General features: G+C 68.5%; 16 protein-coding genes and 2 pseudogenes. 7 read left to right on the forward strand and 11 right to left on the reverse strand.

Features of this window, described 5'->3' with window-relative positions:
* Positions 1-4 precede the first annotated feature (4 nt).
* From ACWCP0_RS36935 to ACWCP0_RS36985, 11 genes are all read right to left on the reverse strand, one after another.
* Positions 5-2,605 (reverse strand): hypothetical protein, encoded by a 2,601-nt coding sequence (locus tag ACWCP0_RS36935; RefSeq protein WP_451083128.1) that lies wholly within the window; start codon positions 2,603-2,605, stop codon positions 5-7.
* A 177-nt stretch (positions 2,606-2,782) separates the two neighbouring features.
* Positions 2,783-3,385, reverse strand: a complete 603-nt coding sequence (locus ACWCP0_RS36940; protein WP_451083129.1) for a hypothetical protein — start codon at positions 3,383-3,385, stop codon at positions 2,783-2,785.
* A gap of 12 nt (positions 3,386-3,397) precedes the next feature.
* Entirely contained in the window at positions 3,398-4,360 is a 963-nt protein-coding gene (locus ACWCP0_RS36945; RefSeq protein ID WP_451083130.1) for a hypothetical protein, read from the reverse strand.
* Positions 4,361-4,371: 11 nt separating this feature from the next.
* Entirely contained in the window at positions 4,372-5,106 is a 735-nt protein-coding gene (locus tag ACWCP0_RS36950) for a hypothetical protein (RefSeq protein WP_451083131.1), read from the reverse strand.
* A 1,151-nt stretch (positions 5,107-6,257) separates the two neighbouring features.
* Complete coding sequence (locus tag ACWCP0_RS36955) at positions 6,258-7,418, reverse strand: hypothetical protein (RefSeq protein WP_451083132.1); 1,161 nt, start codon at positions 7,416-7,418, stop codon at positions 6,258-6,260.
* Positions 7,415-8,209 (reverse strand): PP2C family serine/threonine-protein phosphatase, encoded by a 795-nt coding sequence (locus tag ACWCP0_RS36960; RefSeq protein WP_385425384.1) that lies wholly within the window; start codon positions 8,207-8,209, stop codon positions 7,415-7,417. The genes ACWCP0_RS36955 and ACWCP0_RS36960 overlap by 4 nt, the downstream gene beginning before the upstream one ends.
* Positions 8,210-8,225: 16 nt before the next feature.
* On the reverse strand, positions 8,226-8,987 hold the full coding sequence (locus ACWCP0_RS36965) for a vWA domain-containing protein (protein ID WP_451083133.1): 762 nt from the start codon (positions 8,985-8,987) through the stop codon (positions 8,226-8,228).
* A gap of 42 nt (positions 8,988-9,029) precedes the next feature.
* Positions 9,030-9,977, reverse strand: coding sequence for a hypothetical protein (locus tag ACWCP0_RS36970; RefSeq protein WP_451083134.1), 948 nt, complete (start codon positions 9,975-9,977; stop codon positions 9,030-9,032).
* Between the two features lie 18 nt (positions 9,978-9,995).
* Positions 9,996-10,454: a hypothetical protein gene (locus ACWCP0_RS36975; protein ID WP_451083135.1), complete on the reverse strand. Its 459-nt coding sequence runs from the start codon at positions 10,452-10,454 to the stop codon at positions 9,996-9,998.
* Entirely contained in the window at positions 10,438-11,979 is a 1,542-nt protein-coding gene (locus ACWCP0_RS36980; protein ID WP_451083136.1) for a caspase family protein, read from the reverse strand. Before ACWCP0_RS36980 ends, ACWCP0_RS36975 begins: the two co-directional genes overlap by 17 nt.
* Positions 11,946-12,326, reverse strand: a complete 381-nt coding sequence (locus ACWCP0_RS36985) for a hypothetical protein (protein ID WP_451083137.1) — start codon at positions 12,324-12,326, stop codon at positions 11,946-11,948. Before ACWCP0_RS36985 ends, ACWCP0_RS36980 begins: the two co-directional genes overlap by 34 nt.
* A gap of 246 nt (positions 12,327-12,572) precedes the next feature.
* Between ACWCP0_RS36985 and ACWCP0_RS36990 the strand changes: the two genes are divergently transcribed.
* From ACWCP0_RS36990 to ACWCP0_RS37020, 7 genes and pseudogenes are all read left to right on the forward strand, one after another.
* On the forward strand, positions 12,573-12,887 hold the full coding sequence (locus ACWCP0_RS36990; protein ID WP_451083161.1) for a hypothetical protein: 315 nt from the start codon (positions 12,573-12,575) through the stop codon (positions 12,885-12,887).
* Positions 12,769-13,161 carry a hypothetical protein gene (locus tag ACWCP0_RS36995; RefSeq protein ID WP_451083138.1) on the forward strand — a complete coding sequence of 131 codons (393 nt, stop codon included), beginning with the start codon at positions 12,769-12,771 and terminating at the stop codon, positions 13,159-13,161. The genes ACWCP0_RS36990 and ACWCP0_RS36995 overlap by 119 nt, the downstream gene beginning before the upstream one ends.
* Before the next feature lie 307 nt (positions 13,162-13,468).
* Positions 13,469-13,860 (forward strand): annotated as a pseudogene (locus tag ACWCP0_RS37000) (MBL fold metallo-hydrolase); the annotation flags it as partial.
* A gap of 397 nt (positions 13,861-14,257) precedes the next feature.
* Positions 14,258-15,136: a hypothetical protein gene (locus tag ACWCP0_RS37005; RefSeq protein WP_451083139.1), complete on the forward strand. Its 879-nt coding sequence runs from the start codon at positions 14,258-14,260 to the stop codon at positions 15,134-15,136.
* Positions 15,133-19,698, forward strand: a complete 4,566-nt coding sequence (locus tag ACWCP0_RS37010) for an AAA family ATPase (protein ID WP_451083140.1) — start codon at positions 15,133-15,135, stop codon at positions 19,696-19,698. Before ACWCP0_RS37005 ends, ACWCP0_RS37010 begins: the two co-directional genes overlap by 4 nt.
* Before the next feature lie 428 nt (positions 19,699-20,126).
* A pseudogene (locus tag ACWCP0_RS37015) lies at positions 20,127-20,561 on the forward strand (MBL fold metallo-hydrolase); the annotation flags it as partial.
* 476 nt (positions 20,562-21,037) lie between these two features.
* Positions 21,038-22,945, forward strand: coding sequence for a sensor histidine kinase (locus tag ACWCP0_RS37020; protein ID WP_451083141.1), 1,908 nt, complete (start codon positions 21,038-21,040; stop codon positions 22,943-22,945).
* Position 22,946 lies beyond the last annotated feature (1 nt).

A 22,946-nucleotide genomic window follows, 5' to 3' on the forward strand; every position in this document is an offset into this window, starting at 1 on the left:
GCGGTCAGTACGCGAACGCCCCGCGGTAGCGCCGCCACCGATCCAGCTCCAGCGTCGCGGCGTCGCGTTGCGGCGCCCCGAGCAGCCCGCGTATCGCGCCGGCGGAACCACCGGCCAGTACCCATTCGCCGCTGTCCAGCTCCACGCTTTCCGACCACAGCGTCAGGTCCACCTCGACGACCAGGGTCGCTCGGCCGACCAGGGCCTTGCGGTCCGACTGGTACGTCAGCCCGATGCGCATCTCGACGGAGAGGGAGATCAGGCCGAGTATCTCGACGCAGCCGCCGATGCGCAGAAAGCCCTCAAGGGACACGGAGCCGTTGTGTTCCAAGGTGAACCGCACGCCGCCGAGCGCGTGCACCTCGCCGCGGGCGACGAGGAAGTCGATCGCGACCAGCGCACCGAACTCGAGTGCCGCTTCGAGGCGGCGCAGACCGCCCCGGTCGAGCGTGATGTCGATGTAACCGCCGCCACCGAACATCAGCACGCTCAGATTGAACGGGTTGGCCCTGCTGCTGAACGCCAGCGACACCTGGACCGGCCGCCCGTCGAAAGGCACCTCGACCTCGGTGTGCACGGCGATGTTGCGCAACGAAAAGGCGCCGGCGGACACCGAGGGCACCGGCAGCGAGTACCGCGCGGTGATGCCGGTCGGGCTTACGTCGAGATACCGCGCGGCGCGTGCCAGGTCAACGGCGTCCTGCAGCTCCTCCAGCAGTTGCAGAACGCCGAGGAACCGGGTTTGCAAACCCGTGATCTTCAAGTCCGGTTCCCGGCCGGTGACCTGAGTGAACTCGATCGAGCCGAAGGAGAGCTTGAGCAACTGGCTGGGCCCGGGAGGTAACACCAGGGCGAAGTCGTTGACCGTGCACGTGGTGTGCGCATGTGGGTTCGGGTCGTCGACCGGACCGGGCGTGGTGGTGACCGTCAGGTTCAGCCGGGCTTTCGCGGACGGCTGGAACGGTCCGACCTGGATCAGTTTGATCTGCTCCCAGCGCATGGTGATGTCCGGCGGACGGCCGTTGTGTACGACCGAGGTGATCTGCGGGGGCACCTTGACCTCGGAGACCAACTCCCGGAGAGGGAAGCCGAGAACAGTGGCCTCCTTCGGGAAAACGCGCTTCGGGTCGAGGAATCCGGTGACCGGGTTGGGCAGGCCTGCCAGGTTGATCGGACCGAGAGACCGGGACAGCGCGTCGGCGGAGAAGACCGGCGCGGCGAGGCCGCCGGACAACTGCGCACGACCGACGAAGTCCACGGTGATGGGGTCACCGGTCAATTCGAGCAGCACGTCCTCGACATCGCCGTTGCTCAGGTAGTTCGCGGCGAACCGAACCGGGGTGGGAGCGTCGTGGCCGATCAGCGACCGCAAGGCGGGGATGCGTAGTTCGAGCCCGGTGAGGGCCGGTCGGTAGCCGTCCGCCGCCAGCCGGCCGCCGATGGTGAGCGCGTGCACCTCGTGCACATCGCCTTCCCGCCGGCCGGCCGAGCGGACCAGGTCGATGTTGGTGCCGGGCAACCGAGCCGACTGGGTGGTGTAGACCGCGCCCAGTTCCTGGGCCAGCCCGAGGTCAGTCAGCGAGGCGAAGTGGGGGGACAGGTCGGTGACGAAGATCAAGGGAAGAGTGCATCGGACATCCCCGGTCGGGGTGGCGAACCGCAAGGGGAACCCGAGCCGCTCACCGGTCCGGTTGGTCGGCCAGAAGTACGTCGGCTGCGGCTGGCCCCCGTCCGGCGGCTGGTACCACTGCCAGTCGGTGGCACCGAGGTCGGCGAACTCGCGTCGGGTGATCTCGACCTCGTCGAACGGGAAGGCTCGCCTGCTCGCCACGTCCGCATCCGCATCCGCACGACGCACCGGATCGGTGATCGTGAGAACCGACCACGACCGAAGGACAGCGGCGTGTCCCGCAGCCGGGTCGAATGTGCGCTCGGTGAACTCCTGGTACATGGCGCGGTGCCCGAAGGGGTACAGCGTGCCGACGACGGCTGCGTGCACGCCCAGATCTCGGCCGAGCGCAGTCCGCTGTCGCCAGCGGAAGTTGTCCCAGACCCCGTCGACGCTGAGCGTTCCGCCGAACGCGCTGAGCTCCAGCCTGCTCGCCGCGGCCGGTCGGTCGGCACCGTTGAGCGCGATCAGGGCACGCTCCGCGGCCGGTAGCGCGACCAGGAAGTCCAGGGCGTCCGCCTGGCCCGCAAGCTCGGTGTCGACCGGGCGAATCGCGAGCCCGGCATCCAGCCGTGTCGCCGAAGGCGCCGTCAGTGCGGTCCGCCACAACCCGGTCACTCCGCCGGCCACCACCGGGGCCGTCGGGTGTACACAACGGACGGCGCCGTGGCCCGCTCGGTCCTCGGGAACGGTGATCAGGCGCCAGGGCAGCTCGATCGCCGTATCGTCGGGGCCAGGCGGAACTGCTCCGATGTGGACCGACGCGGAGCCCATCGCCTCGAGGACACCGGCGACGGTCGGGGTGATCGCGGTGCCCTCGTGAACGGCGAGCACGATGCGGCTCGGCCCGGACAACATGGACCGCCATACCGGTACCGGCGGGTCGAGCAGCTGGAAGGGGGCGTCCATGCCGGGGAAGGACACTTCCTCGACCACGTGTTGGGGCGGGAACGTCACGATCAGCCTGGCGCTGTCGCCAGCAGCGATGAGCAGGGGAGCTCCGGACGAGTCGTTCCTCAGCGTGAAACCCGTCAGGCGAAGCCCGAGAATAACGTGATCTTCGGCTCTGACCAGGAGAAAATCCGGCACGGCAGCCACCTCACAGACAGTCGTTCAGCCAAGGATCGTGCCAACGCTGACGAAGCCGTCGCTCTCGCTCCAACCGATGTGACCACGCTCGAACCAGCTCACACGCCCGGGTGCCACGACGCGCTCCCCGGAGATCGGATTGCCGAGTTCGCCTGCCTCCTCACTGAGTTCGCGATATTTGTCGAGTATCACGCCGCGGACTTCCCAGGTACCCCATCTCGGGTGGCTGAAAATGTGAGCGAACCCGGTGGTGGTCGTCCAGTCGAACACCGCCCCGAGGCCATCCGCGGTTCGGCGTTCGCTGTCCCTGGGTACCGAGCCGCTGCTAGCCCCCGAGCTCTCGGCGTGGTGCACGGCAAACGAACGGAGCAGGGCGTCGTCGTGGAATGTCACGGCCGGGCCGCGCAACCGAGAGAACGTGATGTCTCCTGGATCCGCGATCCGATCAGCCACACCGAACTGGGCGCGTTGGAACAGCTCAAGCGCGATACGGGTCGCCGAGCCCCAACGGCCGTCGATGTTCAGTCCGGCCCGTGGTGTTCCATTGAGCAACAGTTGGACCAGTGCGACATCTTCGGGATGGTTGGGCCGCCCGTCGCCGACTCCTGCGCGCAGTTGAACCGACATTGCCACTCCGTTCTACTGGCCGATCTCCTGGCGGGCTCGTTTCACGTCCTTGGCGAATTCGGCGAGATACTGGAAGTGCATGATGTCGCCGGATTCCGGTCCCATGGAGCAGGCGCCCCAGTCCATGCCAGCCGTGGTCAGCGCGACCACGAGATCCTTTGGCAGCGCATCCAGGAAGCCGTTCCGGGGGTCGGTGTGTTTGAAAGGCCGGTCGGCAGGCTGTCCATTCGCCTTGATCACGGGCTCCAGCGGCAGAATCGGGGTGCCCGGACCGCCGCCGTGATCGGAAAAGTAGGTGCCAGGGTGCTCGGTAAGGGTGCGGTACTGCTCCACCATCAGGCTTTTCTGAGTGAGGGCGAGCTGGGTCTGGGCAGGCTCCGGCAGGAAACTGGGGATCTTCCCCGAGTTGACCATGTAAGCACGGAGGACGTCGACGGGCTGGTCGAGGAACCCGAAGTACACCTTGAAGTCGTCGCTCTCCCGCTTGAGCGAGTCGTAGAATCCCGGCACCGAACCTGCGGGCAGAGTCAGCGGCAACGCGTTGAGGACGCTCGGCACTCCGCGCATGAACAGGGAGATGGCCCCGTAGGTAAGTGCCAGCTTGAGATCTAGTGCCTGCTCGCCACGCTCGCCGATCAGGTAGGGGCAGCGGTCGCTGTTGATGTCCAAGCAGAAGCCCCACTCGTGGCCGCCGAAGTCTTTGGTGTTCAAACCCTGGATCTTGGGCCTGGTGGCAGCGATGGCAGCGCGCTGGTCCGACCGCAGCAGTGCCTTGGCCCTGACCAGTACCCGCAGGAGATCCCCGGACACCCCGCCGACGATTTCAACGCCCGGCAGGAGCTGCCCGCCGATCGCATTGGCAGGATCGCGGGTCTCCCGGTCAATCCGCGCGCAGTAGGCTGCGTAGTCAGGGTCGGCGGTACCGAGGTTGTGGCTCAACTGTCGGGCAACGGCGTCGCGATCGTAGGTCACCATGCCTCCTTTGGTCAGTCGATCGGCACCGGATCAAGCGGGATGCGGATCGGATGAGAACGCTCCATGTGGGCTGCGGTGAAGCGGCCAGTCGTGTCATCGCGAACGATGACCATGCAGCGGCCTTCGCCGATGCGACTCTCTTCGCCGTGCAGGATCCGCCCTGCGGAGTTGGCGGTCACATCGGCGGCCACCTGCTTCCCGCCGACCAGGAACGTCAGGTGTACCGGACCGTCGGGCGAGAAGCCGGTACCGGCCACGGATATCCAGCCAGGCCGAGCCTGGACCGTGATCTCGGGCTGAACGACCACCGGTGTCGAGGCTGGGGTGGGCACGCTGTAAGCAGCGCTGCCCGTGTGGTCGTGCTGAGTGCCCGCCGGGCAGATCCCGCCATGGCCACCGCCTGCGAATACCAACACCTGGCATCTGTTGCACCAGCGCCAGCCCTCCTGCGCTCCGGCAGGAACCGTATCCATCGGTACGCTGTAGGCGGCGCTGCTCTCGAGCGAATGGACGCCACCGGCATAACATCGCCCGGCCTCACCCTCGCCGTAAGCCAGACTTTGGCATCGCTCGCACCAGCGCCAGCCGGGTTGCGTGCCGTCCGGGTTCGATCCGATGGTCACCAAGTACCGGCCGCTGGTGCCGAAGTTATGCCCCTCCTCGCCCCCGCACTGACCCCTGCCCGATGTGCTGTAGGCCAAGCCGTAACACTGGTTGCACCAGCGCCAGCCGTCCTGCATATCCACCTTGGGCTCCTTCCCTCTAAGGATCTGAAGCTCCCATCGACGATCGGTATGAGATTGATCGGTCCGACCGGCCCTCGTCATCAAGGCTGAGCCTGATGACGCCTTTCGTGCTCGGTGGTGTGCCACGAACGTGTACGGGGTGGCGTAAGGGGATAGACCTGCCGACGTGGCGGATGCAGGTATTCGATCACGGCAAAGACGTGTCGGTGGTCGTCACGTTGCAGTGCTGACGCTCGCTCAGTATTGGTTCTGCGCCACGAGACGAGGCTATCCTCCTGGCGGCCTCAGCGCAGGACTTCGGGAAAGTCGCGTGATATCCGTTTTATGATCACGTCGGGTCAAGGAAGCCGACGCGGTTGCGTTCAGCGGGTTTGAGTCAGGTCAAGGGGGTTGAGTGAGGCGAAGGGATATCCATGGAACAACGATTGCCGAATGGAGTCGATCAAGCGCATGGGCCGACCCGTTGATGAAGAGGCCTGTCAGCGCTCGGACGATCGGGCGATCGGGCGATCGGGCGACTGGAGGTGTGTATGCCTGGCCGATTGGGTGAGTTGACCCAGTTCGTGCACTTCGCGTCGGACTCGAGCGTGCTCCGCCGGTGCTGGTGGCGCTTCGGCAGTTGGGCCAGGGCGAGGTGGGTGAAGGTGATGTGGTCGGCTGCGGTGTTGCAACCGGCGTGCCCGGTCCGCGGCAGAGCGGCCACCGGCTCGGCGGCGCCGGCCTGCTGGTTGCCGTCAGCGGTGGAGCGGCCATGGCCCCGGCCGGCACCGCGCGGACGAAGCCCATTCCGCCCTCATCAGGTCGATCGGGTGCGGATGCACGGCAGGGGCGCAGAATCTTTGCCCATGGACACGGCACAACTGGCCGCCGGTTCGGGCCCGAGTTCGTGGCTCAGCGGACGGCGCCGCTATGGTCCACGCTTGCCACAGTGTGTGCCGCTGTCCTGCGACCTGGCGGTGGAAGAGGTGTACGAGCCCTGGCGGGCTTGGCTGGTCGCGCAGCTGGCGCACCTTCCGGAGAAGGCACCGAACCAGCCCGGATCAGGAACCTGAAGATCCGCGAAGAGACCGACTCGGCGGGGATCCTCATCAGTACCAACATGTAGCTCCATCAGGGCGGATGATGAATCGGCACCCTCAGTGCGCATGCTGTCAGCCGTTTGCCACGATCAGGATCAGCACCAGGACCGCCAGGACGACGAACGCCAGGATCAGCGCCTTCGGCATTACCGTTTCGGTGTTCTCGTCACTGTCCGGGACCCCGGGGGCAGGCGGAGGCGGCGTCACGTTGAACACATCGTGTCCGGTGACGGCGGCACGCTCGCACCAGGGGCAGCCGGCCAGATGGGACCCGTAACTGTGCCTCGGCCGTGCCGCGCACCGCTGGACCAGTGACCGTTCCTCGTCCAGCGCGCGCAGCCAGGCTTCCGCCCCTGGCCGCGCCTCCGGCTGCTGCACCCCCGGACCGAAGGCGTCGCGCGCCAGGGCGAGGAGCGCCGGTGGCAGCACCGTCGGGTCGATGACACCGCGCGGTACGACGACGCGGTCCGGCCGCACCACATATGAGACGCTCGCCGCGATGTTGTCCTTGACGGTCGACTCGGAGGCGCTGTTGTGTCGCACTCCCCCGAAGGGATGGTTGCCCGCGGTCAGCAGCTGGTAGATGAGAACGGCCAGTGCGAAGTCATCACCGGCCGCGGTGGCTGGAACGCCCTGCTGACGCTCGGGCGCCGCATAGTCGGCGGTCTGCATCAGGCACGGGAAGGATTCGTGCGTGGCCGGATCGGTGAAGGCGATGGAGTCGCAGTCGAGGAAGGTGACGAAGCCATTGCGGTCGACGACGACGTTGTTGCTGGAGAAGTCGCCGATGACCAGGTTTTCGTGGTGCATCCGGGCCGTCATGAAGGCGAGATTCCAGCCGACTCCGAGCAGGAACCTCCAGTCCGTGTGCTCGGGGAACAGCCGCAGCCGTTGCGCTCGCGTGAACAGGCCCACCAGCGGTACATGCTCGGGTTCACCGAATCTGCTCATTGAATAGCCGAGGAACTCCCCGTCCTCGCCGTGGGCCAGTGCGGTGGGCCAGGCGAGTTCGGGCGGCTGGGCGTGATCGGTCGGGCGGCCGCCGAGCGGGGACATCGCCAGCATGCGGGCGAGCCTGCGCTCCTGCTCGGCACCCGGCGGGTCGCGGTAGAGCTTGACGACGATCCCGTCGTGGCCCTCGACCGGGAAGACGGCCGCCTGGCCGCCGCCCTTCAGGGGGGTCTCGGCGAGTACGACCGGCTCATTGCCCAGAAACACCCTGCGTCCGGTCATGGCCGCACCGCCCTCACCAGCGTCTTGTCGTCGGCGTTGAGCGCTGTCAGCCGGTCGGAGCGGAGCAGGGCGGCCAGCGCCTGCTCGTCCTGGCCGGGATCGGGATGCGGGCTGTCGAGGGAGCGCAGTACCGCCGAGGCGAACGAGTCGTTGGGCACCTGCGACCGGTCCCCGCACCGGTTCAGCGCTGCCTGGGCAAGCCCGTCCGTGGACAGCAGCAGCCCGTCGATACCGCCGTCGTACACGCAGTCGGTGAGAACCCAGCGTTCTGCGTGCGGAGAGGTGAGAAACACCGTCTCGTTGCTGTACTCACTGACGGCCTCCGGGCGCGGCAGCAGATGGAACAGCCGCTTTCCGTTGTCTTCCCCGGCCCGGAGCACCACGAAGCCGTCACCGACGGTCAGATGGCCGAGCCAGGACGGCGTGAGCACCACCACGGTCAGCGTCGACGCGTAGTCGTCCGCCTCGTCGCCGGTTCGTCGAAGAAATTCCTCTTGTACGTCCTTGAAGGCGTCCAGCAGCAAGGCCCGGACCGCGCCGCCCTCGGCGGAATACCCGGCGGCCCGACGCCCGAAACGGTCCGTGGCCAGCTCCACCGCCAGCCGCGCCCCCTGGTCGGAGCGCGGGCGGCTGCCCGCGCCGTCCGCGATGGCCAGCACCGCCACGGGTGCATCGGGCGGGCCGGTCACCGTGTGGTGCCAGGCATCTTGGCAGGGGATGGCGTCCCGGCGGTGACGGTACCCCTCCACGCTCAGTCCGTGAATGCGCCACGGCATGCTCGACGCGTTCATCGGCCCGTACCTCCGCTCACGATTCCCACGCCGGACGCTGGGTTTTGAACCGGCTGAAGATCTTCTCCAGCACCTCGTCCCCGGCGCCCCTCTGCTCGGCATTGGCACTGGCCGACATCATCTGCAGCAGCTCACGGAACGGGAAACCGTGCAGCTTGGCGTTGAACTTCGGCGCGAAGGCCTTCAGCACCTCCTCACCGTGGTCCGTGATCCCGCCCACCCCGATCGCGTAGAGTCGGAACCGCTGGGCCCGCTGCTGCTCCGTCAGCACGGGGACAAGCCGCCGCCAGGTGTCCGTGAGATGGCCGGTGGAGTCGGTCGGCAGGCCATCGGTGACCAGGCAGATTTGCGGGCGGTAGTACTGCAGTCCGGACTGCCGAAGCTCGGCCTTGCGGGCCGCTACGACCTGCATCGCCAGCTCCAGCGCCTCGGTCATCGGGGTGACACCGGCCGCTCGGAGTCTCGGGGCCTGGAAAGCATGGGCAGGGACGAAGGGGCTGACCGACGCCTGCGCCGCCAGCTGTTGCGGCCCCCGCCACATGGCCACGCCCTGGCTGCCGAAGGTGATCACGGCGACCTCGACGCTGTAAGTGAGGCTCACATCGTCGTGCAACTCCTGCGTCCACGTCTGCAGGGCATCGTTGAGCGCCTTGATGGGACGTCCCTCCATGGAGCTCGAGGTGTCGAGACAGAGCACCAGGGGAAGCCGCTGCGCATTGTTCTCGATCTCGATGTCGGCGTACTCCGCGGGGAGTGCCTGGGGTTTCCGGTCTCGCATGGCCCCTCCTGCATATCTCCTGTAGGTGTGCTGCTGCCTGGCTCAAGGTGTTCGCCGCTCGGCGCCGCCGCGCCGGACCGCGAGCAGGGAGTCGGAGCCCTGCCCGGCTCCGTCGACGACGTCGACCGGATCGCCCGGGGCGGGCGGTGACGCGTCCGGATCCGCCCAGGCCGCCCGGTACAGGCAATGGTCGATCTCGACGTATCCCTGTGGGCGAAGTTCCGTGCGCACGATGGCGGTGCGCCTCGGACCGGACGGCACGGCAACGGGCAGGCCGGGCCGGGAGGTTGCCGCCCCCGGCGGGGCCGTACGCCGGCCGGGCTCCCGGGATACTGCCGAAGTCCTCGGATACGGCACCGGGCCCGGGTGGGCGGCGGTCGCGAGCCTCGGCGTTCCGGAGCGCCGGACGAGTAGTACGAGGAGCGCGAGCAGAGCCAGGAGCGCGGCGAACAAGGCGGCGAGGAGCCAGCCTGCGACACCGTCGGCCGGCCTCATGTCAACGACGGATCCGTGGGGGGCGTCCGCGGCGTCCTTGGCCAGCCCGGCGCTGATCAGGTTCTCACCGGACACGTCCTTGTCGCGTACGCGCTCGCACAGTTCGTCGCAGGCATGCACGTCGCCGAGGGCCTTGTACGCGTCCTGATCGAGTTTGGTGATCGTGCTCTCACGGTCGACGTACCGCTGGTCGGCCAGAATGAGGAGTACGGTGCCACCGGCGCCGCTCGCGCCGGCGATGTTCACCGAAACGGCCTCCCTATGGGGGCCGAAGGCGGTCATTCGATCCTTCAGGTCGCGCCGGTCATTGACGAGGTCGTCCACCTGCAGCCGCTCTTGTACTTGCGCGGCGACGTGGCTGCGCTCCCCGGCCAGCCGGGCCAGACAGTCCAGTCCGTCCCCGGAGCAGCCGGCGGATGAAGCGGCACAGCCCGCAAGCGACAAGGAGGCCAGCGATCCGAGGAGAAGAGCTGTGACGAAGACCGAGCGCCCCATGGCATGCCCCCACACCTTCTAGAGCTTGAACACCTGGTGGCATCGGGTGAACATCAGGCGTCCGCCTTCCATCCACTCGTCGGCCAGGGCATTGAAATCGGACTGCGTCATGCGGCAACTCAGGGGAAGCACACAGGTTCCCGCGAGAAAGGGGCGACCGCCGCGGACATCCCAGACGGCGAGAGTGGGAAGTAACTGCTCCGCATTCCAGGCATTCGAGGCCGCTGCCGCCACTGCCAATTGATCCTGCTGTACAAAGTGGCCATCCGTCATGAACGCGACGAGGAGCCTTGTGGTCGTCGTGAACCTCAGCGTCGCGGCTTCCCCCGTCGCCTGGGCGTCGAACTCCAGCGAGATGGACGTGCCGTCCGTCGCGGACCGCAGAAAGCTGCGCGCCGCCCACCCGTCGACCAGCCGCCGCCAGTGGGCACCGATCGCCAGCTCCTCGCCGGGCCCGGCTTCAGTCTCTTCCACCACGTCTCACCGCCTCCAGGACCATGCGATCGGTCAGCCCGGCGTCGAGCAAGGCCTGGGCATGGAGCTGCAGAGGGGACGGAGCGGGATCGCCCGCGCCCTCGGCAGGCTCGTCCGCGGAGAGCCGCGGCATCTGAGGAGGCGCGATCACCCGCTCGTCCTGCTCGCCGCCACCCCCGCCCTCGGGCTCTTCCGCCGGCGCGACAGCATCCGCCCGGACCCGCACCTGGAGCTCTCCCGTGGCGGTCCGCAGGATGACCCGGCCCTCGTGGAGGCCCGGCTCGGACGTGTATACGGAGAGCGCGACCCCGTCCTCCACATGCCTGACCACCACCCAAGGCTCCGCCTCGGCCTCCAGCGTCGCGCGGACAAGGGGTGGACCCTCGACGCGCAGCACCGTTTCGGGCCCCGCTTGTCCTGCCGTTGTCCGCCCCAGGTCCCAGGCCGTACGTGCCGCTATGGCCGGCGCCGCCGAGGCGAGCGCGCGCTGTGCCGCGTCGGCCACGCGGCGGCTGTCGTCGCGGCAGAGCGCCATCAGCGCCTGGTGAGCCGCGAGCGCCAGAGAAACATCGGCGCTCTTCAGCAGCTCCGCCAAGTCATCGACTGCCCACAGACGTTGGGCTCGTTCGGGCGAGGCCGTCGCCTCGGCGAGATGCCCCGGCAGCGCGGCCGCGCGGGGTCTTCGCCGAGGGGAGCGCGCGATGGGGAGGTCGCCCCGTGCGCCGAAGATCCACAGCTGAGGGTTCTGGTTCGGGGTCACGGTGCGGATGCGATGGCTGATGTAATCGGCGAGTTCCGACAGGCCGATCATGCCGTCGTGGTCCCGGTCGGCCTCGCCGGTCGTTAACCCCTCCACCAGCGCCCCGGTGAACAGGGAGGGGCCGGGCTCGCCGCGGCGGAGTCTGACAGCCATGGTCGACCCGGCCGTCTCGCTCGCCACGACCTGGTTGCCCTCGAACGCGTACTCCACCGCACTGGAGGCGGTGAGCACCGCGCGCCCCCGCTCACGGCCGATGGACTCCAGCGCTGTGAAGCTCTCCGCGACATGCACGTCTGCGGCGGCGCGGCTGAACATGTCGCGCTCGAATGCGCCGGCGTAGCAGCAGTCCAGCAGCACCGCGGCCCGCTGTGCCCGGCTCTTCATCATCAGTCGGCTGACGTACTCGGCAGGGATCGCCGTCGACTCCAGACGGGTGCGCATCGTGTCCTTGGCCGCGAGAAAGAGCTTGCCGCTCTCGTCCTTGAGCCCATGGCAGGCGAAGTGCAGCAGCAGGGTGTCGCGTAGCGAACGGTCGGCGAAGAAGTCCTCTATTCTTCTTCGGAGTGCATACGATCCGGGGTTGTCCAGGACCTGCACCTCGAAGCCGCCGATCGCGGGGTCGCCCAACACCAGCGCGAGTTCGGTGGCATCGCGCACCGGCGCCCACAGGCCGTGCAGACCCGCATCCTCGTACTCACCGGTGGCCACGATGAGGGCATACCTCCCCTCGGTGTTCACCGACGGTCCGCAGTCACTGCGGCGATCCACACGTCGGCCAGCCGCCGCTGCTCCGCGTCGTCGACACCGGCGACCTCCAGCCGGTGACCGTCGATCTCCAGCACGACGCTCCGTCCCCGGAAGGTGCCGAGCCAGGTCCGCACGACGTGGACGATGCCCTCCAGCAACGGCAGCGTAGGCACCAATGTGACCACGAGTGAGCCGACCGCGTCGACGACGCCCGCGCGGCTGCCCTCCGGTGCGGGGCCAGCCGCGCGCACCCCGACCTGGTCGATGTCCAGCCCGAGCAGATCCTGACGGAGACCGCCCAACCGCCACTGCACCCTGTCGCCATCCGCGTCGTCCTGAGGCGCGACGATGTACAACTCTCCGGCCATCGAGTCCTCCCCGTTCCGGGCCCACGCACCCTTCAGCGGATCGGCGCCCGCATTTCAGTCTGCCACCTGGCCCGCCCGCGGAGGAGAGTTTTATGGCATCACGTCAGTAAGGTCCACCCCGGGCATACCAACGTCAGCGCTGGCTCGTGGGCTCGGGGCGGCTGCTGTGGTCCGGGCCGGCCGGCCCGGGATCTGGCCGCAGTTCCGCATGACGGCTGGATCCACCGCGACATCAAGCCCTCGAACATTCTTCTCCTCGATGGCCGGTGGACGCTCGCGGACTGGGGTACCGTGCGACGGCCGTCAGGTCAGACCACCAAGGTCGGACGAACCCGTCTATCAATCGGAACCCCGGAGTTCGCGGCTCCAGAGCTCTCCGAGGCCCGCACGGTGCCACGGTCACCGGCGACATCTACAGCGTCGGCAGAGTATCGCCTGGGCCTTGACCGGGGAGATGCCGAAGGCCAATGTGCCGCTGCTTCCTCCGCCGGGGCCCTGGCGCAACATCGTCAAGGCCACCACGGATATCGATCCGGGGCGCCGCCCTCAGACACCTGGTGATCTGCTCGCCCTCATCGACCGCGAGCACGCCGAGTACTCCGAAGACCCGTTGGAGCGGGCCGAGGGTCTCCTTGAGATAGCCAACACCGGAGACATAGCGGCTGTAGAGGCATTCCTCGGCCTCGCCGATGACCATGATCAGGACTACGAGCTCTACATCGACGTTCTGACCCGCCATGCGGGCGAGTACGCCGCGCTCGCCCTGGCCAGTCATTCAGCGCTGTCGCAGCGCGGCGTTCTCCAACGGCGGTATCGCACTGACGGGTCGTGGTAAGACGCACGTCGCCAGGGCATCTCTGCTGGAGGGTGGCAGGATCATCTACCTCAATCGGCCATGGGGCACGCCCACGTCCGCCGCCCGGGCATCAGCCGGCGATGATCAGGTCGATGGATGGCGCTTCTGGCATCTCACGCTGGACGGCAGGACTCAGTCGCTGCTCGAACTCCGAAGCGCCCGGATGCCGGGCACTGACACCTGACCCCGCCCCGCTGTAGCGGGGAGCTGATCGGGGATTGGGAGAAGATGCTTTGGTCGCCGTGGTTGGTTATGTGTGCTTTGATCAAGATCTCAGAACGGCATGTGGCCCAAGAACCACACGGACTATACGCCGCTGCCCGGGGCCTGGCCAGACATTCACATGTCGCCCGCCCAGGGGGTGCAGGCCCATCTTGACCTGCAGGGAGGCAGTCCGGGCGGGGTGCTGCTGCCGATCCACACTGGGGGACGTTCAACCTGGCGCTGCACGCGTGGGCGGAGCCGGGGGAGTGGACGAAGGATGCGGCCGAGGAGGCCGGCCAGGCGGTGGCGTTCCCGCGGCCGGGCGAGCCGTTTGAGCCGGCGGGGAAGCTTCCGGTCGAGCCGTGGTGGCGGGCGGTCTCCGGCCCGATCGCGCACCCCTGGCGGCGTCCCCGGATCGCTGAGGGTGTGGCCGAGACGAGCAAGGGTGATCTCGACCTCGCCGGTGAGCGGTGACGTCGGTCGGGGACGAGCTCGGCGAGATGGCCCGGATGCTGGAACGTCTCACGGCTGAGGAGCAGGATCGTGTGCTGGGAGCCTTGCACGGGGCGCCCCGTGCGGAGCGTGAAGCCACTGCTCAGCGATTCACGCCCTTGCCGTCCTTAGACGGCTCGTCTCGGGTTGTCGTCCGAACACGCATCTTGGGGCGCTGAACTAGCCGGAGGGAGCCCAGGCTGGGCAGCGCTCGGCCGCACTGCTCGGAGATTGTCGGAGGCAGTGTCTTGGTGCGGCGCATGACGTGTGAAGCGCCCTTATGCCCGCATCGTATGCAGCACAATGGCCTTCAGCCGGGGGACAACAGCACATCCGCGGCTTGCATGCAGGTACACGGTGGAACGGGGCGGGGCAAGGCGTGGAGACAGTGCAGGTCGTCGGTGTACACGGAATCGGGCAGTCGAAGACTTCCCGGCATCGGCTGACCGCCGACTGGGGTCGAGCGCTCCAGCGCGGCATTGACTCGCTGCCCGACATAGCAGCCTGTGCGGCGTCCCTCGTGGTGCCGCATTGGACGGCACTCCTGGCGAGGGGAACAGACCGTCTGGGTCCCGAGGACGACCTCTTCGGCGAGTCCGTGCCGATGGAGGCAGCGGAAGAGGACTTCGTCGCCGAGGCTTTCGCCGACCTTGTAGGGCCCGAGGACGTAGCCTTTGCCGAGACCCAGCCCCTGGCCACGCTGGGGCCTCCTAAGCTGTGGTCGCCGCGTCTGACCCGGCTGGCGATGGCCTATGACCACCGTTTCCCGGGAGGTGGTGTGCAGTTCCTCGTCCGTCGCCTGCGGGAGGTGCGCTACTACCTCACGAAGCCAGCCCTGGCCGCCGAGGTGCGGGCGTTCGTTCGGGACGGATTCACGCTCGATGCTGCCGTGGTCATCGGTCATTCGCTTGGCAGTGTCATCGCCTACGATCTGCTCCGCCGCAAGGAGATCGGTGCTGCGGGCATGCCCGGGTCTGGCCTACACACGCTGGTGACCTGTGGATCGCCGCTGGGCATCCCCACCGTGCGGCGGCTCATTGGAATTACCGACGGCACACCCCTCCAGCTCGACTCGCACATCAGGTGGGTCAACGTCTTTGACCCCGACGACTTCATCACCGGGGGCGCGAGCCTGTCCGCCGTCGCGCGGGGACTCACCGAAGTCCCGGTGGATAATGGCATCGGCGACCCGCATAGCGCCCTGCGCTATCTCCGCAGCGTGCCCGTGGCCCGCGCCGTGGTGGGCGGCCGACCATGACACGCGCGCCAGCTCCGGATACCTTCGCCCGCCGCCTCGTCGTCATCGCGGTCTCGGAGTACGACGACGGATCTGCAGCCGAGCAGGAGGCGTTCGGCAAGGCGATCACCGCGCAGGTGACGGCGGTGAAGGACTGGTGGGCACATCCCTCTCTCGACGACGAGCGCCGTTTCGAGCCCTCCGAAGCCAAGCAGCTTCACGACTTGCGCGACCTGCGCACCTTCCTCCTGGAGGAGGACCTCGGGAACGCGGACGACGACGAAGCCCTCGTCGTCTACATCACCGGGCACGGGCTGGCCCCGACGAACTCCCCCCAGCACTTCCTGCAATTGCCGGACACGTACGTGGACAGGCCGTACGCGACCGCGTTCCCAACCGCTGAGATCATCACCACCGTGCTTGACTCCCATGCCACGCACGTCTTGGTGATGGTGGACTCCTGCTTCTCGGGCCGGCTTGAGGCTGAGCTCAAGACCACGCTGAACGGTCTGCGGCAGGAGCGCCGCGCCCTTGCCTCGCTGGTGGTCCTTGTCGCAGGGAATGACCAGAGCACGCCCAGCCCGAATGCCTTCGCCAACGTCCTGCGGGCAGTGCGGGCACACTGCGAGGACGAGACCAATGGCTTCGCCGAGCCGCACCTAAGCTGGCAAGAATGGAAGAGCATCGTTAGAGAGGTGTTCGACCAGAGCACCATGGCCGATCTCGTGTACGCCTGGCCCACGCCCTCGGCCACTACAGAGAGGGCGCAAGAACAGCTGAGCCCCTGCCTGCCCAACCCTGGCCAGACGGGGATCGAACCGGTCTTGAAGGCTTCCTCCCACCAGGTCGGGTGGACACGCGCCCAGCTCGACACGTTCTGGATCTCCCGCGCCGCCGGTACCTCCGAACCGGACAATCCGGGCTGGTATTTCACCGGCCGTACCGAGCTGGTCAAGCGCATCCTCGCCTTCCTGACCGGCACCGAAGGCGTATTGATCGTCACCGGCGTGGCCGGCTCCGGGAAGTCCGCCCTCCTTGCCCGCACCGTGACCCTGAGCGACACCCGCTTCCGGGCCGACGAGACGTACCGCGCGCTGGTCACCCACATCCCGGCAGAACTTCAGGTACCGGAAGGGTCTGTGGGCGCTGCCGTCCTCGCCCGCAACACCGACCCGGACGAGCTCGCCCGGGCGCTCTGCGAGGCCCTCGGCGCCGACCCGGGCCGGGCAATCCCGTCCCGGGCCGGCGGCCACGAGAGCGGACACCTCGCTCGGCTGCGGAACCTGTTGCAGAGCGAGGCGCGGCGGCGGGGCGAGCCGCTCACCCTAGTAATCGACGGCATCGACGAAGCCAAGAACCCAACACGCGTCATCACCGACCTGCTGCGTCCCTTGGCAGATCTTCGGATGCCGGACGAACGCCCTGCCGTCCGGCTGCTGCTCGGCATCCGCAGCACCCGACCCGGCACCTCAGCCGCCGCTGACGCGCCCGCCCCGCGCGCCCAGACCCCAGACCTCCTCGACTTGCTGGTCCGGGCCACCGCCGTCGGTACCCCCGTCCGTACGGACGGTCCCGACACCGCGCAGGACATCGCCTCGTACGTCCACGCGCTGTTGGAAGCACCGTATGGGGGCCAGGAGGACGGGGAGGTGCCGTCGGCTCCGCCGCTCGGCCGCTACGCGGAACTGGCGGAGGCGGTGGCCCGGGAAGTGACCCCTTCATTCCTGGACGCCCGTATCGCGGCCGAGCGGCTGCGCGCACGATGCATCCTGCCGGATCCGGAGGACCCTGAGTGGCTCCAGACCCTGCGCGAGGGCACCGAAGCCCTCCTGCGGGAAGACCTCCGTGAGGTCGCCGGCACACACTCCACGGCCGCTGAGCAACTCATGTCCGCATTGCGCGCCACCGCGCTCGCGTACGGGGCCGGCCTGCCATGGGCCGACATCTGGCCAGCCGCCGTGGAGTGCCTGTCACCGACCTCCGTCGCCGACCCGGATGACGTCATCCGGAAGGTGTGGGACAGCCGCCTCTCCGGCTACCTCACCACCGCGGTCGAGGACGGCCGGACCGTATACCGGCCGGTGCATGAGCGGATCGGTGAGACACTCCGGTACGCACCGCACACACTCCTCGGTGCCTCGGAAAACGGCGTGCGGGAGAGGCTCTCGGACGAGGAGATCTCGGATAACCACCGGGCACTAGTCGGGGCATTTGAGCGGCTCATTCCCCGCGCGGGCGACCAGATCGCCCCGCACCCCTATCTGCGGCGCCACCTGGTGGCCCATGCCGCAGCCGCCATGGTCCTCGACGGCAGCCACGTTCCGGCGCACTTCCTCCCCTGGGAGACCAGCGGCACCGTACGGGGCGCTCTCGGGCTCCCGGCGAACCCCACGTCCCGTACGCTGCACCTGGCCTCCTGGGCACGCATCGAGCCCTTCCTGGCCGATGCCCCACCCTCGGCACGCGCCGACAGCCTGGCCCTGGCTGCTCTCGGCATGGCGCGCGACTACGACGGCACCGCACTCAACACGCAGGATGCGGCGGAGAGCGAAGCCGTGCCGACCCCCCGCAGCGAGCACGACGTGGTACCAGCACAGCCGCGTGTCGCCCCGCGGTGGAACGAGCTACGAGTGCCCGGAAACCTGCTGGGGCGCACCCAGGCAGAGGTCTCCTCGCTCGTGTCCTTCACCCTGCCCGACGGCACTCTCCTCGTGGCGGCAGGAGACAGCGACGGCGAGGTCCGCCTATGGGACCCACTCACCGGCACCGACTTCGGGCTGCCCGTACGACGCGGTCCGTACGCACGTGCTCTGGCCGTGCTGGCCGGCCATCGGGGAGAGCCACTGCTTGCGGTCGGTTGCGCAAAAGGTGCCTGGCTCTACGATCCGCAGAGTGGCCGGATCGACCATCTTCCCGTGTCGGCCCCCGTGCACGCCCTGTCCGTCTTTTCCACGGCGGGCAGCGGCACCCGGCTGGCGCTGGGCACCACCGAGGGCCTGGTGATCTGCGACCCCCTGGCACGCCAAGTGCTGTCCAGAACACCCCGCGCAACCATGTGGGGCGACTCCATCAGGGCCCTTGCCGCGCTGCAGCTCCCTACCGGCCAGACTCTGCTCGCCCTCGGCGGAGAAGGCAGCACGGTCGAAGTCCTCGATGCCGAGTCGCTCACGCTGGTCAGTGAGGTGGGGGGCCAGGGCAGAGGAGTTTCGGCCCTCGCCCTGTACTTCGGCACTGACGGTCGGCCGCGGCTGGCCGCAGCCTCACGTTCCACGGGGCGCGTGCGCAACTACGACGCGTGGACAGGCAAGGAGAACGCTGCAGCTGTCATTCGCGAGTCCGCTGTGACCATCTGCCTGTACCCTGCCGGGCGCGATCCCCGCACGGAAACACTGCTCGCTCTGGGACCCAGCCGGGGCGGGCGCGTCCGCCTCTGGGATCCGGAAACCGGTTTGGCGGTGCACGACTTCGCCGCCAACCACGACAAGAGGGTAAAGGGCCTGACCGTTCTTGACACGGGAGGACAGGCACCGATGCTGGTGTCTGGGTCCGACGATCACGCCGTCCGGGTTTGGGATCCTTCCACCCCTGTATCACGGCGAAGCAACCGCCAGGAAGAGCCGCGTGACGGGTCGATCATGGCGCCGTTCCCCGTGCGGGGAGGTACGGCCCTCCTCCTGAAATCAAAGTCGCTGCGTTCCCTGAACGTCATCTCAGTCATCACTGGGGAAGTGCGGCAGCAGATCCATTTGCCCGAGGAGGTGGCCTTCCAGGGACTGACAGCTGTCACCAGTCACCTGTGGCCCGATGGATCGGTATCCGTGATCGCGGGCACGTACGGCGGCGGCATCGTCCGTTGGGACCAGGAGAACGGATGGTTCCGCATGCCTGATCCGACCCGCACGGTTTTGTCGAGGCCAGTACACGATCTGACACAGATACGTGCGCTGACAACGTTCCGCGCGGATGGCACGGACCAGGTGTTCCTAGCCAGCGGCACCAGTTCTGGCACCGTATTCTTCCACGATTTGGCCACTGGAGAGCCGTGGCCCGTCGTCCGCGCACCAAATGCGATCCGCGCCGTGGCGGCCCTGCCGAGTGCGGAAGGCACGATCGTGGCCTACTCAGCCGCTGCGGCCGTACGGTTCTGCCGTCCCGGGCAGCCATCCGTACGGCGCCTTCCCTCCCGCATCGGCATCGTAGGCTGCCTGACCACCTGGACGGCGGAGGACGGCACCGTGCTCCTCGCCACCGGCGGCTCCGACGGCACCGTTCGACTCTGGTCTCCAGATGCACCGAAACAGGAGGCGCTCCCCGTACTGCACGGCCATCAGGGCCCGGTCACTGCCATCACGAGCTTCCGGGCCTCGCCCACCGCCCCACCCCTCCTCGCCACGGTGGGCCAACGGGACACCACCGTGCGGGTGTGGGAGCCCCGTACGGGCGAGGAGTTGACGCGTATCGTTACTGGCGCTGCTCTGACATCGCTCTGCGCCCCGCCGGCATGGGGCGATCCAATGCTCGCGGATCCGGTGCTCGTCTTCGGTGGAACGGCGGGCGCTGGCGCGGTCTCGGTCCGGCTGTAAACGAGGCGTCGCTGAATGAATAGCCCGCTTGGAAAGTCAGCGCGCCGATGATCGTAGCCGCGCGCAAGAAACCGCCCATGCGGGGCTCATCTTCGTGGGTGGGATGGTGAGTTGCGAGAGGCGGATGACACCCCGGACAGAGCAGAAGACGCGTGGGAGTCTTAGGCACGGTAGTCACACAAGCGACTCGCCGAGCCTCCTCCCGCCTGCTCGGCTCGAAGAACAGTCGGCATGGTGTAGAGCCCTCTGCAGGACGGTGGCCTCGACAGGCGAATCGAGCGGCGCTCACATCGCCGGAATGCTTGATCGGCTGGATGCAGTGAGTGGTGAGAGTGACGCGGAGCTATCACAGAGGAGCCAACAGGCTGGTCGGCCCAAGCTGTCGCGTCGATCTTCTTAGCCTTGAAGTCTGATAGAACGTCATATTGCCGGACATCCACATGACCCCGGCCGAGGGCATGCGTGCCCACCTCGACCTCCAGGGCGGCGAGCCGACCGGAGTGATGCTGCCGATCCACTGGGCCACGTTCAACCTCGCGTTCCACCCGTGGGCGGAGCCCGGGGAGGGCACGCTCACCGCGGCGGCCGATGCGGGGGCGCGCGTGGCGCTGCCGCTGCCGGGGGAGCCCTTCGAACCCACCTCCGACGACGTCCCGGCGGCGCCCTGGTGGCGGGCCGTCGCCCCCGCCGCCGCGCCCGCCCCGGCCACCGCCCCCACGTCCGCGGCCGTACGACCCGACGCGGCCGGCACGGCCCCAGGTGCGCGTGCGGCATCCGACGCGGGTGCGATCGCCGACGCCGCCGTCCGGGGCACGAGTCCGGGCAGCGGTGCGGGAGCGCCCGAGACGGCCCCGACCGCTTAGGCCGGGCCTCCGACACCGCTTGGGCCGAGCTTTCGAGACCGCCTGGGCGTGGTTCCGGCCGCCCAAGGGCCCTTTCCCGCCAGCCCGGCCGGTCCCGCCGGTCCCGCCGGGCTCGCGTGGCCCCGTATGCACCCTGATCCGGCCTGATCCTGCCTGGTTCTCGGCCGATTCGAGCCGGACCCGGCCTGACCAGCCGGATCGGGCCCGGCCCCGGGCCGTCTTCGCGGGCCGTATGGGATGGCGTATTCGCGCTGCCGTGCGAGCCCTCATACCAGAGCGGGTTGCTCTTCGGGCAAGTTTGTCAACTGCCCACCGCACGTGAACGATTGACGACTACCCTGTGTGGTCGGTGATCAACGGTGGGCTCAACCAGTCCTGGCGTCACCCCGCCGCTGAGCCGAAGCTGAACAGCCGCAGTACGCCGATGAGTACGCCGATCGGTGCTCCGATTCCTGGGCCACGTACCAAGGACGCTGATGTCTCAACTTCGCGCACCCGCCGCGCGGCCGGACCGCCGCGAGGGCGGACGGCACGGCCGGTCAGGCTCCCGAACCTCCTCCGCCTCGGTCAGGCCGCAGACCACGCCGCCGTCGCCGGAATCCCGCATTCGCCCACAACTGCTGCGCACCGCGATCCTGCCGGTCGTCGTCGTCTCGCTGAGCGGTGCCGCAGCGGTGCTCTTCACCATCCGTTCCACCGAGGCGCGGCCGTCGGCCGCCCTGTGGGTCGCACTCGCCGGCTCCGCGGCCCTCGCCGTCGCGGCCGTGGCGGCGGCGGCGATGGGCGCCGACCGTGCCGCGAGATCGGTGCTCGACCGCTGTCACGCCCTGCGCCGCTCCAGCGCGCGCAACCAGGCCGAACTGCGTGTCGTGGTGGAGGGCTTGCGGCGCGGCGAACGCCCGCAGGCCCGCCACGAGGGTCCGCCCCCGGCACCTGCAGGTGATGAATTCGACCTGCTCGCCCATGAGTTGACGCGGTCCTACGACGCCGCTGTGGCCGCGGTCGTCCAGGCGTCCCGGCTCTCCAGCAGTGTCGGCAACGAGCAGAAGGTCGAAGTCTTCGTCAATCTGGCCCGCCGGCTGCAGTCGCTCGTGCACCGGGAGATCCAGCTGCTCGACGAGCTGGAGAACGAGGTCGAGGACCCCGAGCTGCTCAAGGGGCTCTTCCACGTCGACCACCTCGCCACCCGCATCCGCCGGCACGCCGAGAACCTGGCGGTGCTCGGCGGCGCCATCTCCCGCCGCCAGTGGTCCAACCCGGTCACCATGACCGAGGTGCTGCGCTCCTCGATCGCGGAGGTCGAGCAGTACCCCCGGGTCAAGCTCGTGCCGCCGATCGACGGCAACCTGCGCGGGCACGCCGTCGCCGACGTCATCCATCTGCTGGCCGAACTCGTCGAGAACGCCACCCTGTTCTCCGCCCCGCACACACAGGTCCTGCTGCGCGCCTCTCGCGTCACGGCGGGTCTCGCCATCGAGGTGGAGGACCGGGGCCTGGGCATGCCGGTCACCGAGCAGAACAAGATGAACGCCCTGCTCGCCGACCCCGACCAGGTCAATGTGGCCCATCTCCTGCAGGACGGCCGCATCGGCCTGTTCGTGGTCTCGGCCCTCGCCCGCAGGCACGGCATCGCGGTCCGCCTCCAGTCCAACATCTACGGCGGCATCCAGGCCGTACTCGTCCTGCCGCAAGGGTTGCTCGGAGTCGACCCGGGGACGCCCGGCACGGAACAGGCCGCCGGCCCGAACGCCGCCCACGCCGCAGCGCAGCACGAACCCCAGGCCGCCGTCGCGGCGCCCGCCCCCACCGCCGCCCCCGCACGGGCAGTGGCGCCCCCTCCGGCCGCCGCGCCGCGCTCCGCGGGAGACGTGACACACACCGGCTCGCACCGCTCCCTGACGTATGTCACCACCGGGCCCGCAATTCCGCACCAGCCACCGCCCTCGCCCTCGCCGACGACGGACGGGAACGGCGACGGGCAGGGCGACGGGCGGGGCAACGGGCACGGACAGAGCGACGGGACCGGCAACGGCCACGGTCCGCTCCCCGTGCGGGGCGAGCACACCGAACGGCCCAACCCGGCCACCGCCGCACCCGGCGTCAGCCGCACCACCCCCCAGAGTGGGGCCCAACTGCCGCGGAACCCCGCCGAATCCCCGGTGGTCCGTGGCACCATGGGCCGTCCCACCCTCCCCAGACGTCGCGCCCAGGAACACCTCGTGCCCCAACTGCGCGACGATCCCGCACCCCGCAAGGCCGAGGAGCCAGAGCTCCACGACCCCGGTCTGATGGCGGCCTTCCAGCGCGGCATCGGCCTCGCCGAGTCCCAGAACCCGGTCACTTCCCATGAACCGCTTCAACAGGGCGAAACCCACAAGGAGTAGA

Source organism: Streptomyces sp. NPDC001970 (assembly GCF_053594115.1).